Annotated in this window: 13 protein-coding genes; 5 read left to right on the top strand and 8 right to left on the bottom strand. The window is 63.6% G+C overall.

The window, feature by feature from the left end; translation table 11 throughout:
* Nucleotides 1-5: 5 nt before the first annotated feature.
* Genes AC3WLX_RS11930 through rfaD form a run of 3 tightly spaced genes read right to left on the bottom strand, consistent with a single transcriptional unit; the run spans nucleotide 6 to nucleotide 3,766 of the window.
* Nucleotides 6-1,292, bottom strand: coding sequence for an O-antigen ligase family protein (locus AC3WLX_RS11930; protein WP_492336067.1), 1,287 nt, complete (start codon nucleotides 1,290-1,292; stop codon nucleotides 6-8).
* Nucleotides 1,289-2,773, bottom strand: coding sequence for a D-glycero-beta-D-manno-heptose-7-phosphate kinase (rfaE1, locus tag AC3WLX_RS11935; RefSeq protein WP_492336068.1), 1,485 nt, complete (start codon nucleotides 2,771-2,773; stop codon nucleotides 1,289-1,291). The genes AC3WLX_RS11930 and rfaE1 overlap by 4 nt, the downstream gene beginning before the upstream one ends.
* 12 nt (nucleotides 2,774-2,785) lie before the next feature.
* Nucleotides 2,786-3,766 carry an ADP-glyceromanno-heptose 6-epimerase gene (gene rfaD / locus AC3WLX_RS11940; RefSeq protein ID WP_492336069.1) on the bottom strand — a complete coding sequence of 327 codons (981 nt, stop codon included), beginning with the start codon at nucleotides 3,764-3,766 and terminating at the stop codon, nucleotides 2,786-2,788.
* Between the two features lie 160 nt (nucleotides 3,767-3,926).
* Between rfaD and waaF the strand changes: the two genes are divergently transcribed.
* On the top strand, nucleotides 3,927-5,015 hold the full coding sequence (gene waaF / locus AC3WLX_RS11945; protein ID WP_492336070.1) for a lipopolysaccharide heptosyltransferase II: 1,089 nt from the start codon (nucleotides 3,927-3,929) through the stop codon (nucleotides 5,013-5,015).
* A gap of 43 nt (nucleotides 5,016-5,058) precedes the next feature.
* On the opposite strand, the gene AC3WLX_RS11950 is transcribed toward waaF, so the two are convergent.
* The 4 genes from AC3WLX_RS11950 to AC3WLX_RS11965 form a co-directional block, all read right to left on the bottom strand.
* Nucleotides 5,059-6,003, bottom strand: coding sequence for a hypothetical protein (locus tag AC3WLX_RS11950; RefSeq protein ID WP_492336071.1), 945 nt, complete (start codon nucleotides 6,001-6,003; stop codon nucleotides 5,059-5,061).
* 84 nt (nucleotides 6,004-6,087) lie between these two features.
* The gene (locus AC3WLX_RS11955; RefSeq protein WP_492336072.1) at nucleotides 6,088-6,471 is read right to left on the bottom strand and encodes a helix-turn-helix domain-containing protein; all 384 of its coding nucleotides are present in this window, start codon (nucleotides 6,469-6,471) and stop codon (nucleotides 6,088-6,090) included.
* Complete coding sequence (locus AC3WLX_RS11960; protein WP_492336073.1) at nucleotides 6,471-6,767, bottom strand: type II toxin-antitoxin system HigB family toxin; 297 nt, start codon at nucleotides 6,765-6,767, stop codon at nucleotides 6,471-6,473. The genes AC3WLX_RS11955 and AC3WLX_RS11960 overlap by 1 nt, the downstream gene beginning before the upstream one ends.
* A 314-nt stretch (nucleotides 6,768-7,081) precedes the next feature.
* A complete protein-coding gene (locus AC3WLX_RS11965; RefSeq protein ID WP_492336074.1) occupies nucleotides 7,082-8,119 on the bottom strand; it encodes a glycosyltransferase family 4 protein in 1,038 nt (345 codons plus the stop codon).
* Between the two features lie 126 nt (nucleotides 8,120-8,245).
* Between AC3WLX_RS11965 and galE the strand changes: the two genes are divergently transcribed.
* From galE to AC3WLX_RS11985, 4 genes are all read left to right on the top strand, one after another.
* Nucleotides 8,246-9,259 (top strand): UDP-glucose 4-epimerase GalE, encoded by a 1,014-nt coding sequence (galE, locus tag AC3WLX_RS11970; protein WP_492336075.1) that lies wholly within the window; start codon nucleotides 8,246-8,248, stop codon nucleotides 9,257-9,259.
* Nucleotides 9,260-9,376: 117 nt separating this feature from the next.
* Nucleotides 9,377-11,179 carry an ABC transporter ATP-binding protein gene (locus AC3WLX_RS11975; RefSeq protein ID WP_492336076.1) on the top strand — a complete coding sequence of 601 codons (1,803 nt, stop codon included), beginning with the start codon at nucleotides 9,377-9,379 and terminating at the stop codon, nucleotides 11,177-11,179.
* A gap of 33 nt (nucleotides 11,180-11,212) precedes the next feature.
* Entirely contained in the window at nucleotides 11,213-11,914 is a 702-nt protein-coding gene (locus AC3WLX_RS11980) for a fumarylacetoacetate hydrolase family protein (RefSeq protein ID WP_291619112.1), read from the top strand.
* Nucleotides 11,915-12,020: 106 nt separating this feature from the next.
* The gene (locus tag AC3WLX_RS11985; RefSeq protein WP_492336077.1) at nucleotides 12,021-12,563 is read left to right on the top strand and encodes a Spy/CpxP family protein refolding chaperone; all 543 of its coding nucleotides are present in this window, start codon (nucleotides 12,021-12,023) and stop codon (nucleotides 12,561-12,563) included.
* Nucleotides 12,564-12,675: 112 nt separating this feature from the next.
* Here the strand turns inward: AC3WLX_RS11985 and AC3WLX_RS11990 are convergent, their stop codons facing one another.
* Nucleotides 12,676-13,605: an aspartyl/asparaginyl beta-hydroxylase domain-containing protein gene (locus tag AC3WLX_RS11990; RefSeq protein ID WP_492336078.1), complete on the bottom strand. Its 930-nt coding sequence runs from the start codon at nucleotides 13,603-13,605 to the stop codon at nucleotides 12,676-12,678.
* Nucleotides 13,606-13,609 lie beyond the last annotated feature (4 nt).

Below are 13,609 nucleotides of genomic sequence, written 5' to 3' on the forward strand. Positions count from 1 at the left end.
GACGCTCAGGAACCCACTTCCGCGCTCTCGGCCCGGCCCTGCTGTGCCCGGATCACCATGCCGCCGGCAACGCCGACGCCGATGACGTACATCCAGCCCTCGTGGAAGTCGAACAGATGCGAGTTGAACAGCGAGGTGAACACGTTCTGCACCACCACCAGGAGCCCGATCCAGTTGGCAAGCCCGTCGCCGCGGAACAACCGGAGATGCAGTATCCAGATCGCGTAGAGGATGACGATGCCGATCGCGCCCCATTGCACCGCAACGTTGAGCGTCTGGTTGTGCGGGTTGCCGATCACCTCGGCTGACGCCCGGCGCTCACCGGCGGGCGTTGCGACGCGTTCGAACAGCCCGCGGGTCGAACCGGTGCCGTGTCCCATGATCGGCGCTTCCGCGAAGAAGCCAAGCGACTTGCGCCAGAACTCGAGCCGCATGCCCATGGAGGTTGCCTCGCCCCGCTCCACATAGCCGGTGTAATCGGTCGTAAACCGCTCGGCGGTGTAGCGCAATTGCGGCGAGGCCTGCCAGGCGAGAACTGCGCCGAACAGCAGCACAACGGAGATGATCGCGATGCTGCGCCATCTGAGGTGAAGCAGCGCGAACACGCCGAACATGATTGGAATGGTGACGAGCGCGGTGCGCGAGACCACCACGAAGGTCATGTTGATGAAGAAGCTCAGCGCCAGCGCCGTTAGCAACGCAGCGAACCAGTACCGCTTCTCGCGCAACAGCATCGCGATCGGATAGGCCAGCGCGACCGCGCAAAGCGCGAATTCCTGGCTCTGGTTGATGTAGTTCTTCACGAAGATGCCGTGTTCGGGCGGATCGGTCTTGAGCGCGAGGTTCGGGTAGAACGCGACCAGCCAGGACATCACCGACAACAAGGCGCAGGACACCAGGAAGGCGATGAAGACCCAGTGTCCGCGCGAAGAGCGCTCGAAATGATAGAGCAGGACCGGCAGCACGAGCAGCTTGAGGGTCGGATTGACCGCATAGAAGCGCGCGCCCCACGCGGCATCCGACCACAGCGTTCCGATCAGCGCGAGAACGACCAGCGCGATCGGCGCGATGCAGATCGGCCGCTTCAAGGACTGCAGGAAGTCGCGCAGATCGAGGAACGGCACCATGCACAGCAGCATCAGCGCGTTGAAGATCCCGGCAAGCGATGTCGACCAGGGCAGCGAGGCCGCGGTCAGGATCGCAAACAGATCGACCGTCTCACGCCAGGCCGCCGGGCTGCGCAGGCGTCGCCGCAACATCTGGCCGGAGGTCTCGCGGGCAAGCGCCGTCACTTGCCCCCTCCCCGGGCGCGATGAACCAGCGCCGTCGTGCTGAAGCCCTGCAGGATGTCGACCAGCACGACCACCCCGCCGGCGGCCTCGACCACCTCGTGGCCGACGACCTGCTCGCGGGTGTAGTCGCCGCCCTTCACCAGCACACCGGGCTTGATCCTGGTGATCAGGTCGATCGGCGTGTCCTCCGCGAAGATGACGACGAGATCCACGGCCTCCAATGCCGCCAGAACCTCGGCACGCGCGCGCTCGTCCTGCACCGGGCGATCGGCCCCCTTCAGCCGCCGCACCGAGGCGTCGCTGTTGAGCCCCACGATCAGGCGGTCGCAGGCGGCGCGCGCCGCGGTTAGCACCTTGACGTGACCGGGATGCAGGATGTCGAAACAGCCATTGGTGAAGCCGACCCGCTGGCCCTGCCTCTTCCATTCGGCGAGCTGCGCATCGAGCGCGGCCGGATCGAGCACGATCTTCTCCTCGGCCGCGAGCGTGGCATGCGGCAGGATCTTGCGGCGCAGCTCGGTCGCGGTGACGCTAGCGGTGCCCTGCTTGCCGACGGCGACGGCGGCGGCGGCATTGGCCACGCGCAGCGCCGTGTCCCAGTCCGCGCCGGCGGCGAGCGACACCGCAAGCGCGGCGGCGACGGTGTCGCCGGCACCGGAGACGTCGCGGACCTTCACCGGGAAAGCCGGCACGTGAACGGCCCCGCCACCCCGCGGCACGAGCGTCATGCCGTGCTCTCCTTGCGTGACCAGGATCGCCTCGCAATCGGCGAGTCGCATCACGTCCTCGCTGGCCTCGACGATGCTCTGCACCGTCTCTGCGCGGCTGCGGGTCGCTTCGGAGAATTCCTTGCGATTGGGCGTGAGCAGCGTGGCGCCGCGATAGATCGCCCAGTTCAGGCTCTTGGGATCGACGATCACGGGCTTGCCGAGCTTGCGCGCGGCATCGATCGTGTGGCGGATCACGCGCGCCGTCAGCACGCCCTTGGCGTAGTCGGACAGCAGCACGATGTCGGCGCGCGCGATCTGCGGCAGGATCGCGGCGATCATTTTCGTTTCGACGTCATCGGATGCGGGCAGCGCCTGCTCCCAATCCGCGCGCAGCATGTGCGTGGAAAAATGCTCGGAGACGAAACGGACTTTTCGCGTGGTCGGCCGCGAGGCATCGCGCACCAGCACGCCTTCGATGCCGGCTTGATCATTGAGCGCGGCCTCGAGCCGCGCACCGGCCTCGTCCTCGCCGACGAGGCCGACGAAGATGCAGCGCGCGCCGAGCGAAGCGATGTTGCGCGCGACGTTGCCGGCGCCGCCGACGTGGATCTCGCTGCGCTGGGCTGCGATGACCGGCGTCGGCGCTTCGGGCGAGATCCGCGACACCTCCCCGTAGACGAACTCGTCCAGCATGATGTCGCCGATGCACAGCACGGTGCGGCTTGAGATGGCTTGCGCGAGGGCATCGAAATCGAGAATGGGCGTCGGCATGTCCAAAGGGCCTCAGCGAAAGCGGTCGGGGCGGTCGAGATAATCCCCGACATAGGCCTTGACCGCGTCCTCGAGCGTCGTGAAGCCGCCGTTATAGCCGGCGCGATGGAGACGATCGACCTTGCTCTGGGTGAAATACTGGTAGCTGTCGCGGATCTGCTCGGGCATGTCGATGTATTCGATGTTGGGCCTTGTGCCGAGCGCCGCATAGGCCGCCAGCATCAGGTCCTTGAAGCTGCGCGCCTTGCCGGTGCCGACGTTGAACAGGCCGGACACCGAGGGTGTCGCCAGCAGCCACATCATCACGCGCACGACGTCGTCGACATAGATGAAATCGCGGCGTTGGTCGCCATCTTCGATGCCCTCGCGATGCGACTTGAACAGCTGCACGGGTCGGCCTGCCCTGACGTCGTCGAAGCGCCGCGACAGCACGCTCATCATCGCGCCCTTGTGGTACTCGTTCGGGCCGAACACGTTGAAGAACTTCAGGCCGGCCCATTGCGGCGGCAGCCGATCACCGCGCGCGACGCGCTCGGCGACGGCGAGATCGAACAGATGCTTGCTCCAGCCGTAGAGATTCATCGGCCGCAATTTCTTCAGCGCCGGCAAGGAGGCGTCGTCGTCAAAGCCTTGCAAACCGTCGCCATAGGTTGCCGCCGAGGATGCATAGATGAACGGCACCCCGTTCATCGTGCACCAGTCCAGAAGGCGCATCGAGAGGCGGAAATTGGTCTCGACGACGAGGTCGCCGTCAGTCGCGGTGGTCGCGGAAATCGCCCCGAGATGGATCGCGGCCTCGAGCTTGCGGCCCTTCAGCCAGTCCATCAGCTCGACCGGCGGCACGATATCCACAAGCTGCCGTTTGGCGAGGTTGCGCCACTTGCCCTCGGTGCCGAGCCAGTCGCAGACCACGACGTCGCTGCGGCCGGCCTGGTTCAGCGCGGCCACGACATTCGATCCGATAAAACCGGCCCCGCCGGTCACCAGCAACATTCCACCACTGCCCGATTTTCTTAATGCCCGGTCCTGCCCTAGCGCATGATCCGCCAAAGTGTAAGCGGTTTTGGGATCGTCGCTTCTGTCGGCTTTACCTGCCGCCCGGGAGCGGCTACCGAACCGCCGACATCAGCACGTCGTCGGTCCCCGTTAACGAATGAATATTGATTCGCAATTTGCTGGAGATGCAGACCGGAGCGACACCCGCCCGATCCTGATCATTCCCTACATGTGGATCGGCGATTTCGTGCGGAATCACACCGTTGTGCGGGTCCTCAAGCAGCGCTGGCCGAACCGCCCCGTCGATCTCCTAACCACGTCCCTGTGCGCCCCGCTGGTCGATTACATGCCCGGCGTCCGCGAGGGTATCGTCTTCGACCTCCCGCGCGGCCAGCTCGCCTTGGGCCGCCAGCTGGCCTTGGCAAGGCTCCTGCGCGAGCGGAATTACGGCACCGCCCTGGTCCTGCCGCGCACCTGGAAGGCGGCCATCGCGCCGGCGCTGGCCGGTATTCCGGAACGGATCGGCTTTGTCGGCGAATTCCGGTTCGGCCTGCTCAACCGCTGGCGCTGGGGCGAGAAGAAGCTGCCCCGCTTCATCGACAAGAACGCTGCCCTGGCCCAGCCGGACGGCGCTCCCTTGCCTCCGGAGTGGCCGGTGCCGCAGCTGCGTGTGCCGGCGGATGAGGTCGACCGCTGGCGCAAGGCCAACGGCCTCAGCGCCGGCGCCGCGGTGGCGCTCGCCCCAGGCTCGGTCGGCGTCTCCAAGCGCTGGACCTCTTATCCCGAAGCTGCCCGCCTGCTGATCGAGCGTGGCCTCGAGGTCTGGGTGGTCGGCGGCCCCGCCGAAAAGGGCCTCGCCGAGGAGATCGTCGCGGCGGGCGGCCCTGGGACCGCAGGCGGCCCTGGGGTGCGTGACCTCACCGGCACGGACTTGCGCAACGGCGTCCTCGCCATGGCGGCGGCCGGCGTCGCCATCTCCAACGATTCAGGCCTGATGCACATCGCAGCCGCCTTGGGCACACCGACCATGGGCATTTTCGGTCCCACCGACCCCTACCTCTGGGCGCCGCTGAACGGCCTTGCGGCAACGGTGGTGCAGGACAAGGAAAAGCTGTCCTGCCAGCCCTGCCAGAGCACGATCTGCAAGATGAACGACCACCGCTGCATGCGGAATATCGCGGCGAGCGAGGTGGTGGAGATTGCGGAGCGGGTGCTGGGGGAAGCGGGGGATCGGGCGGAGACGTGAGCGGAAAAACGGCGATAGCAACGCCCACCCACTTCCTTGCTTACTATGGAAGCCTCTCCGCGATGAACGAGAGATAATTGCTGACGCCTTTAGCTGGTGCAAGCCCAATGGGCTTTCCGAAGATCAGCGTTGCTCTTCCATTCCTAGTCAGCGTCGACCAGGCTTGAGCCTTGACTACGTTCTTCTCGTTTGGCTTTGCATCGGGGATCTCGACCCAGCCAACTCTCGCCGCGATCGCATTATTGAGTTGCATGGCCTGTTCGAGAAAGTTCGCCTTAAAGTCCTCTGTCGCCTTCTTGTTCAGTTCGCGTCGCCGTCCGTCACTCAGGTTAATCGCGATCTGATCATCGATACTGTTCTGAAGCGCATCCAGCGCTTCAGAAATTGCAGCGATGCGCTGTTTCAGGTCAGAGTTCGAAAGGCCCTTCATCGCCTCTGTTGGAGATGGAAATGAGCATTTCGTGTCTGGAGCAATCCCGGTAAAATCCTCGAGTTTGAACGAGCCGTTAGAGCCTGGCTGGCTCTTAACGACCGTCATCTCGCCGCACGTTCTCACCTTGTTGACCTCGATATCTCCGTTCCCTCCGATGTCGAACGCTGCCTTTCCCGAATCGCGATGTTCGGCGGCCTTCGCAACAATTTGACGTCGCGCTTCGAATAACTCGCTTTGAGTTACTTCCAACTGATCGTTGGCCGTCTTGATCTGAGTTTTAAGGGATACGTTCTGCCTGATCTGCTCCTTCAGATCCAAATTGACGTGATCGAAGGCCAAGAAACATGAGATTATGAAGCCAACAACAGCCAGACCCTTAAAAACCCAGTGGCGGCTTTCTTGCGGCCACAGAGTAGAAATCCGCTCATTGGTTGCGTTAGGCCAGAAATTGCGACTGAGAAGTTGATCGACAACAAAGGGCACGGCGGTCACCCACCAGTACCAATAGCCAGCAACGGCTGTGCTGAACTCCCATGATCGCCAGACGTGATCCATTAGCCGCCGTCCCTCTAGCTATTAACCTGACAGCAAACGATCTTGGAAAAATGGAATGACATCAAAAAGGGGGGATTGACAGGATTATCCGTAGGCTCGTCCCAGCTCATATTGCGCTGTGAGAGCACCAATTGGAATGCTCCATTCCCTGCTAATGGTCCGGATCATATCCAAAGTCAGCGGACGGACACGATTCAAGATCTCGGACGCCCGATTGCGCCCAATCAGAGCCGCGAGTTCTGCCTGCGACCGCCCCATGGACTCGATTGCGAAATGGAGCACGTCGATCGGATCGCCACGGGTGGTTGCGAAGTGATTGTCTTCGTATTCCTTGATGAGCGAAGACAAGACTTCGAAGCGATCACCGTCAGGCGTGCCGGGCATCGGCTCGACCTCGAAGTAGCGGGCCACTTCGCGGATGGCCCAATCGTAGTCCTGTTCGTTGTGGAGAGGCCTGACGTCCATCATCACACAGTCTCCGCATCTATCCCGTCATACTCTTCGTGCGTGCCAACGAACTTGATGAGCGCTGTCTTGAACTTGTAGGAGAAATGGACCACGAGGCGATATTTGTTGCCGCCTACGTCGAAGATGGCTCTGTTGTCTCCAACAAAGTCTACGTTGTTTCCGAATGCCTTCTTCAGGTCTACCGGACCGGCCCAGTCCCCCTTGGAAACGATCTCATACCAAGTTCCAAGCGGAACCTCGGCCTTTGGGTGTCGCTCCCAAAAAGCCTTAAGCGTGCGTCTCGCTATAACGTTCATGAAAGCATGTTCCCGCTATGGGATCAAGCGAAATTCCCGGGGCGGGAACATGCTCCATTCCTCGGTGTCGCGATATGGTCGGTTGCAAGGAGCCGCACCTGCGCGGACTGCAGGCCCGCAGCAGCGAGAGAGCACGACGCCATCGATCGTTTTGGAAGGTACCTGTTTACAGCTGTTTTGCCCGACAAGTCAAAATCCACTTCGCAAAATCCGCCAGCAAATCGAATTCTCCGCCAACGCCTTGATTTTGCTGACACCGGCTACTGTGCATGGGGTTGTTTTCGCGATTTTGTTTGCGGCGGCCGAAAACTGCCTCAAAGCAGCAACCGATAGACCTCACCGATGCGCGCCGCCTCCGCATCGAGGCTGAACCGTTCGAGTACCCGTTCCCGCCCGCGCTCGCCCATCGCCGTCGCGGCGGCCACGTTGCGCATCAGCGGCTCCAGCGCCACAGCGAGTGCATCGGCATCACCGGTCGGGACCAGCACGCCGGAAACGCCATCCTCGACCACGAGCTCGGCCGCGCCGGCGCGTGCGGCGACCAGCGCGCTGCCGGCCGCCATCGCTTCGATCAGCGTCAGGCCAAAGCCTTCGTTGCGTGAGGTGAAAGCGTAGATCGTCAGCCGCTGATACCAGCGCTGCACCGCTTCGATCGGCAGTTCGCCGGTGATGACGATGCGCGATTGCAGGCTTGCTGCTTCGATGCGCTTCTTCAAGTCGTTGGCAAAGGGCGTCTGCTCGGCCGTGACCTGGCCGACGATGACCGCGGCGAAATCCGGATAGCGCGGCAGCAGGCGGCACATCGCGTCGACGAACAGATCGGTGCCCTTCTGCGCACGCACGCGGCCGAAGCAGCCGATGGCGTATCGGCCCGGCAGGCCGCTTTCGGCAAAAGCCGCGGCGCGGTCCTGCGGCGGCGCGTAGACGTCGGTGTCGACGCCGTGCGGAATCACCGTCGCCCTCACCTTCAGGAACGAAGCCGAGATGTCGCTCGTCGCGATGATCGCATCCATCTGCCGGATCAGCCAGCGCGTGATCCAGCTGTGGTGCCGCTGCGCCGCCGAGGTGAACACGAGCTTGAGCGGCCAGCCGAGCGCGCGCAACGCAACGCCCGCGATCATCTCGTTGTTGCGCCGCGCGTGCCAGATCACCGGCCGCTTGCGGCGCCAGAGCTTGATGAAATCGGCAACGCTCAGACGCGCGATCCCCGCCGGCGCGTCGGAGCCGAACCAGGCCGCGCGATACAGTTTCGCCAGCCGCGGCGCCACCATCCGGTTGGTCGCGGTGACCCCCGAATAGCGCCTGTGCAGATTTGGCACGATCAATTCGAGATCGCCGGGGAAACCCGCCACGTCACACTCCATTTCGCAAAGTCCCTATACGCAACATTAAGCATAGTGACCAGTTCAGCTCCGCCGATACCCCCTCTTCACCACGCAAGCGTTAGCTTCGCGCGTTGATCGAAGACGGGTGAGATCATGACTGTGCTGGTCACCGGCGGCGCCGGTTACATTGGAAGTCACACGGTCCTTGCGCTGGCGGAAGCCGGCGAGGACGTCGTCGTGATCGACGATCTCTCCACCGGTTTCTCCGCCTATCTGCCCGAAGGCGTGCCGCTGTTCATCGGCGATGCCGGCGACGAGAACCTGCTCGAAGGCGTGATCGCCCAGCACGACATCGAGAGCATCATTCATTTCGCAGGCTCGGTCGTCGTGCCGGATTCGATGCGCGATCCGCTCGGCTACTACCGCAACAATTTCACCACCGCCCGCAACCTGCTCAACGTGGCGGTGAAGCGCGGCATCAACCGCTTCATCTTCTCCTCGACCGCCGCCGTCTACGGCAATCCCGACCAGGTCCCGGTGCCCGAGCACGCGCCGACCCGGCCGCTGTCGCCCTACGGCTCGTCGAAGCTGATGACCGAGATCATGCTGCACGACGTCGCCGCCGCATTCGGCATGCAGTACGTGACCTTGCGCTACTTCAACGTCGCCGGCGCCGATCCGCAGGCGCGCATCGGCCTTGCGACCGTCGGCGCCACGCATCTGCTCAAGATCGCGGTGGAAGCCGCCACCGGCCAGCGCGCCAAGATTGACGTGTTCGGCACCGACTATCCGACCCCTGACGGCAGCTGCATCCGCGACTTCATCCACGTCACCGACCTCTCGCAGGCGCATCGCTCGGCCCTGGCTTACCTGCGCAATGGCGGCGCCTCGACCACGCTGAATTGCGGCTATGGCCGCGGCTATTCCGTGCTGGAGACCATCGACGCGGTGCGCCGGGTTTCGGGCCGCAGCTTCGCCGTGCAATACGCCCCGCGCCGGCCGGGCGACATCATGACCATGGTCGCCGACACCAGCCGCATCCGCGGCCTGCTCGACTGGCGGCCGCAATACGAGGACCTCGAGACCATCGCGGCCCACGCGCTGGCCTGGGAGGACAAGCTGTTCCGCGAGCGCCATGGCGAGCTCCGCCACGCCGCCTCCGCCTAGAATCATCCCAAGCGCAAGCCCTTAATTGGGCTTGAAAAACCGTAGCTGAGCGGGCACAGAGGCCCATCGATCCCTGACGCGCGGGCAGGCTTGTCCTGCGCCGTCAATGGACCCCGGATGGCCCAGTTTCCAAAGAAGATCACCGACGACCCCTACGCGGCTGCGGTCCTGATTCGCCGCCTGATCACGGAACAGGGCATCGTCTACTGGCGGCGCTACCTCGTCGCCTTCGCACTGATGGCGCTTGCCGCGGGCGCGACCGCGGGCGCGACTTACGTGCTCGGCCAGGTCATCAACCAGGCCTATGTCGACAAGAACATCCCGGGCATCGCGATGTTCTCCAGCATCACGGTCGCTCTGCTCTTCATCAAGGGCGTGGCGACCTACGGCCACATGGTAATCCTGACCAAGATCAGCAACGCCATCCTCGCCAACAACCAGCGCCAGCTGTTCGCCAAGCTGATGCGCGAGAGTGTCGGCTTCTTCTCCGAGCGGCACTCCTCCGAATTCCTGGCGCGGCTGACCGCTGGCGCCAAGTCGATCACCGACGTCCTCAACATGCTGGTCAACGCGATCGGTCGCGATCTCTTGATGCTGGTCGCCATGATCGGCGTCATGGTGTGGCAGGATCCTTTAATGTCGTTCATCGGCCTCGTCGCGGTGCCACCGGCGATGCTGGTGCTGCGCAAGCTGGTCAAGCGCATCAAGGGCCTCGCCTTCAACCAGTTCACCGGCACCGCCGACATCATGGAGACGATGCAGGAATCGCTGCAGGGCATCCGCACCGTCAAGGCGTTCACGCTCGAAGACACCATGCAGAAGCGCATCGACGAGAACATCGCGATCGTCGAGCGTAATGCCAACAAGATGGCCCGCGTTGCCAACCGCTCCAACCCGCTGATGGAAATGCTCGGCGGCTTCGCGGTGGCCGGCTGCCTGATGTACGGCGGCTATGCCGTGGTCGCGCTCAACGCCACGCCGGGCGCGTTCTTCTCCTTCATGACCGCGTTCCTGATGGCGACCGAGCCGGCCAAGCGGCTGGCGCGGCTCAACATCGATTTGAACAGTCAGCTGGTCGGCGCGCGCATGTTGCTCGAGATCATCGACAGCCCCGCGAGCGAACAGTCCGAAGACGACAAGCCGGCGCTGAAGCTGACAGATGCCCGCATCGAGCTGCGCGACGTCAGCTTCTCCTATCGCACGAACGAGACCGTGCTCAACCGCATGAGCTTCGTCGCCGAACCCGGCAAGGTCACCGCGCTGGTCGGCCCCTCCGGCGGCGGCAAGTCGACCGTGCTGGCGCTGCTCTTGCGCTTCTACGAGGTGACGCAAGGGGACATCGTGATCGACGGCCAGTCGATCTCGTCGGTCTCGCGCAAATCGCTGCGCGCGCAGACCGCCTATGTCGGCCAGGACGTCTACCTGTTCCGCGACACCATCCGCAGCAACATCGCGTTCGGCCGGCCCGGCGCGAGCGAGGAAGAAATCATCGAGGCCGCGAAGGCGGCCTGCGCCCATGATTTCATCATGGGCTTCCCGCTCGGCTACGACACGCCGGTGGGCGAGCACGGCACGCAGCTCTCCGGCGGCCAGCGCCAGCGCATCGCGGTGGCACGCGCGCTGATCAAGAACGCGCCGATCATCCTGCTGGACGAGGCCACCGCCGCGCTCGATTCGGAGTCCGAGCGTCAGGTCCAGGAAGCGATCGAGCACCTCTGCCAGAACCGCACAACCATCGTGATCGCCCACCGCCTGCACACCATCATGCACGCGGATGCGATTCTCGTGGTCGAGGGCGGCGAGATCGTCGAGCAGGGCCGGCATGACGAGTTGCTCCGCCGCGGCGGGCGCTATGCGTCGTTCTTCCGGCTGCAACACCACGATTCCGGCGCCCTGGCGCCGATCAGCGCTATCGCCTAGAGTTCGTTCCACCTCAAGAGCAACGAGACCCGCATGAACGCCGCCTCCTACGTCATCCCGCTCCCGCCCCAGGCTTCGCTTCCGGTCGTCGGCGAGAGCGGCCGCTATCCGGTGCGCCGCATCTGGTGCGTCGGCCGCAACTATCTCGAGCATATCCGCGAGATGGGCAATGACGAGCGCGCCCCGCCGTTCTTCTTCGCCAAGCACGCCGACATGCTGGTGCCCGACGGCGCCACCATCCCCTATCCGCCGCTGACCAAGGATCTGCATCACGAGGTCGAGCTGATCGTCGCGATGAAGAGCGGTGGGCTGAACATCCCCGCCGACAAGGCATTGGACCACGTCTACGGCTATGCCGTCGGCATCGACCTGACCCGCCGCGATCTCCAGATCGCCTCGCGCAAGAAGGAGCGCCCCTGGGAGATCGGAAAGTCGTTCGACCATTCGGCGCCCTGCTCCGCGATCGAACCGGCATCGAAGATCGGCCATCCCGCAAAGGGCAAGATCTGGCTGACGGTCAACGGCAAGGAAGCGCAGAAGGGCGACCTCACCGAATTGATCTGGAACGTGCCCGAGATCATCTGGCAGCTCTCGCAGCAGGTGAAGCTCGCCGCCGGCGACATCATCATGACGGGCACCCCGGCCGGCGTGTCGCAGCTCCAGCCGGGCGACAAGCTCGAATGCGGCGTCGATGGCGTCGGCACGCTGAAGGTGTCGATCGGCCAGCCGGAATGAGATTGCACACGTTGGTGTTCACTTCGCCCCGGCGCGGAGGGTGAACACCAACGCGGGGCTGACGTGCCGGGGCCGATCGCCGGCTCGACCTGATGGAGCCAGATTCATGAACCGCCTCCTTCTGCTTGCGGCCTCACTCCTCCTCACCAGCAGCGCGGCCAGCGCACAGTCCAGCCAACCCTATGCCGGCCTCGATAGCCGGCCCATCAAGGCGCTGTCGCAGCAGCAGATCGAGGATCTCCGCGCCGGACGCGGGATGGGCCTGGCTCTTGCCGCGGAGCTCAATGGATATCCCGGTCCCAGCCACGTCATCGAGCTCCGTGATCGCCTCGGCTTGACCGCCGATCAACGCGTCCAGGTCCAGCGGCTATTCGACGCCATGAAACAGGAAACTGTTCCTCTGGGTAACAAGCTCGTCGAACAAGAGCGCGCGCTGGAAGACCTTTTCTCTACCCGTGCGGTCACATCGGAATCGCTCAAGACCAGCATCGCGGCCATTGCCGAAACCCAGGGACAGCTCCGCGAGAGCCACCTCAAATATCATCTGTCGACTGCTGCCTTGCTCGATCAGAGCCAGATGCAGCGATATGCGGAGTTAAGGGGCTACCAGCATCCCGACCGGTCCGGAGGGCACAAGCACCGTCACTAGACGACGTCGCCCGGGATCGGACGATCTTGGCGCGGCGAGCAGAGCACAAGCCCCGATATCAACGGGACGCGAGGGCGGACCAAGCTTCGCCGATCCGCCCTATGCATGCGCCTCACTTCAGTGCCGACCACACGATCAGGCCGAGGATCAGCGCTGTCAGCGAGTATTTCAGCGTGTAGTAGACGTTGCGGTTCCACTCCTTGACCTTGCGGCTGGCGAGGTGGATCTCGTAGAGCTTGCCGAACACCTTGTTGAGCACGCCGACATTCTCGCCCTCGACATTCTGGGTCGCCGACGCCTTGACGATGTGATGGCTGACCCAGCGGTTGATCGCGGTCATGAAGCCGTACTTCATCGGCCGCTCGACGTCGCAGAACAGGATGATGCGGTTGACGTCGGTCGCATTCTCGGCGCTGTGGATGAAGGTCTCGTCGAACATGAAGGCTTCGCCGTCGCGCCAGACGCATTCGACGCCGTCGACGAGGATGCGGCACTTGTTCGAGTTCGGCGTGACGAGGCCGAGATGGTAGCGCAGCGAGCCCGCGAAGGGATCGCGGTGCGCGCCCAGCTTGCCCCCGGGCGGCAGCATCGCGAACATCGCGCCGTGCACGCTCGGAATCGACTTCAGCAGCTCGACCGTCTTCGGGCACAGCGTGTTCGCCGAGGGCAGGAAGTCGTCGTACCATTTCAGGTAAAACCGCTTCCAGCCGCTCTTGAAGAACGAGTAGAAACCCCAATCGTTGTTCTTCGCGGCGGCGCGGATGAAGCCTTCGTCGAACAGACGCACCGCCTCGTCGCGGATGGTCTCCCAGTTCTCGCTGAGGGGCTTCAGCTCGGGAAACTGTTCGACCGAGATCACCGGCTTGTTCGGCACCGCCGAGCCGGCGTACATGAGCACGTTGTAGGGCGCGAGATAGGTCGAGTGATCGCCGAGCTGGCGCGCGAAGCGCAGCCGCTGCTTACCGCGGAAGTGAACGTAAATGGTCGAGGCCGCAAGCACATAGAGAACGACAAGTTGCGGCGCAAAAAGCTGTTTCAGCATTTCC

Source organism: Bradyrhizobium sp. FW305-F6, from assembly GCF_058782905.1.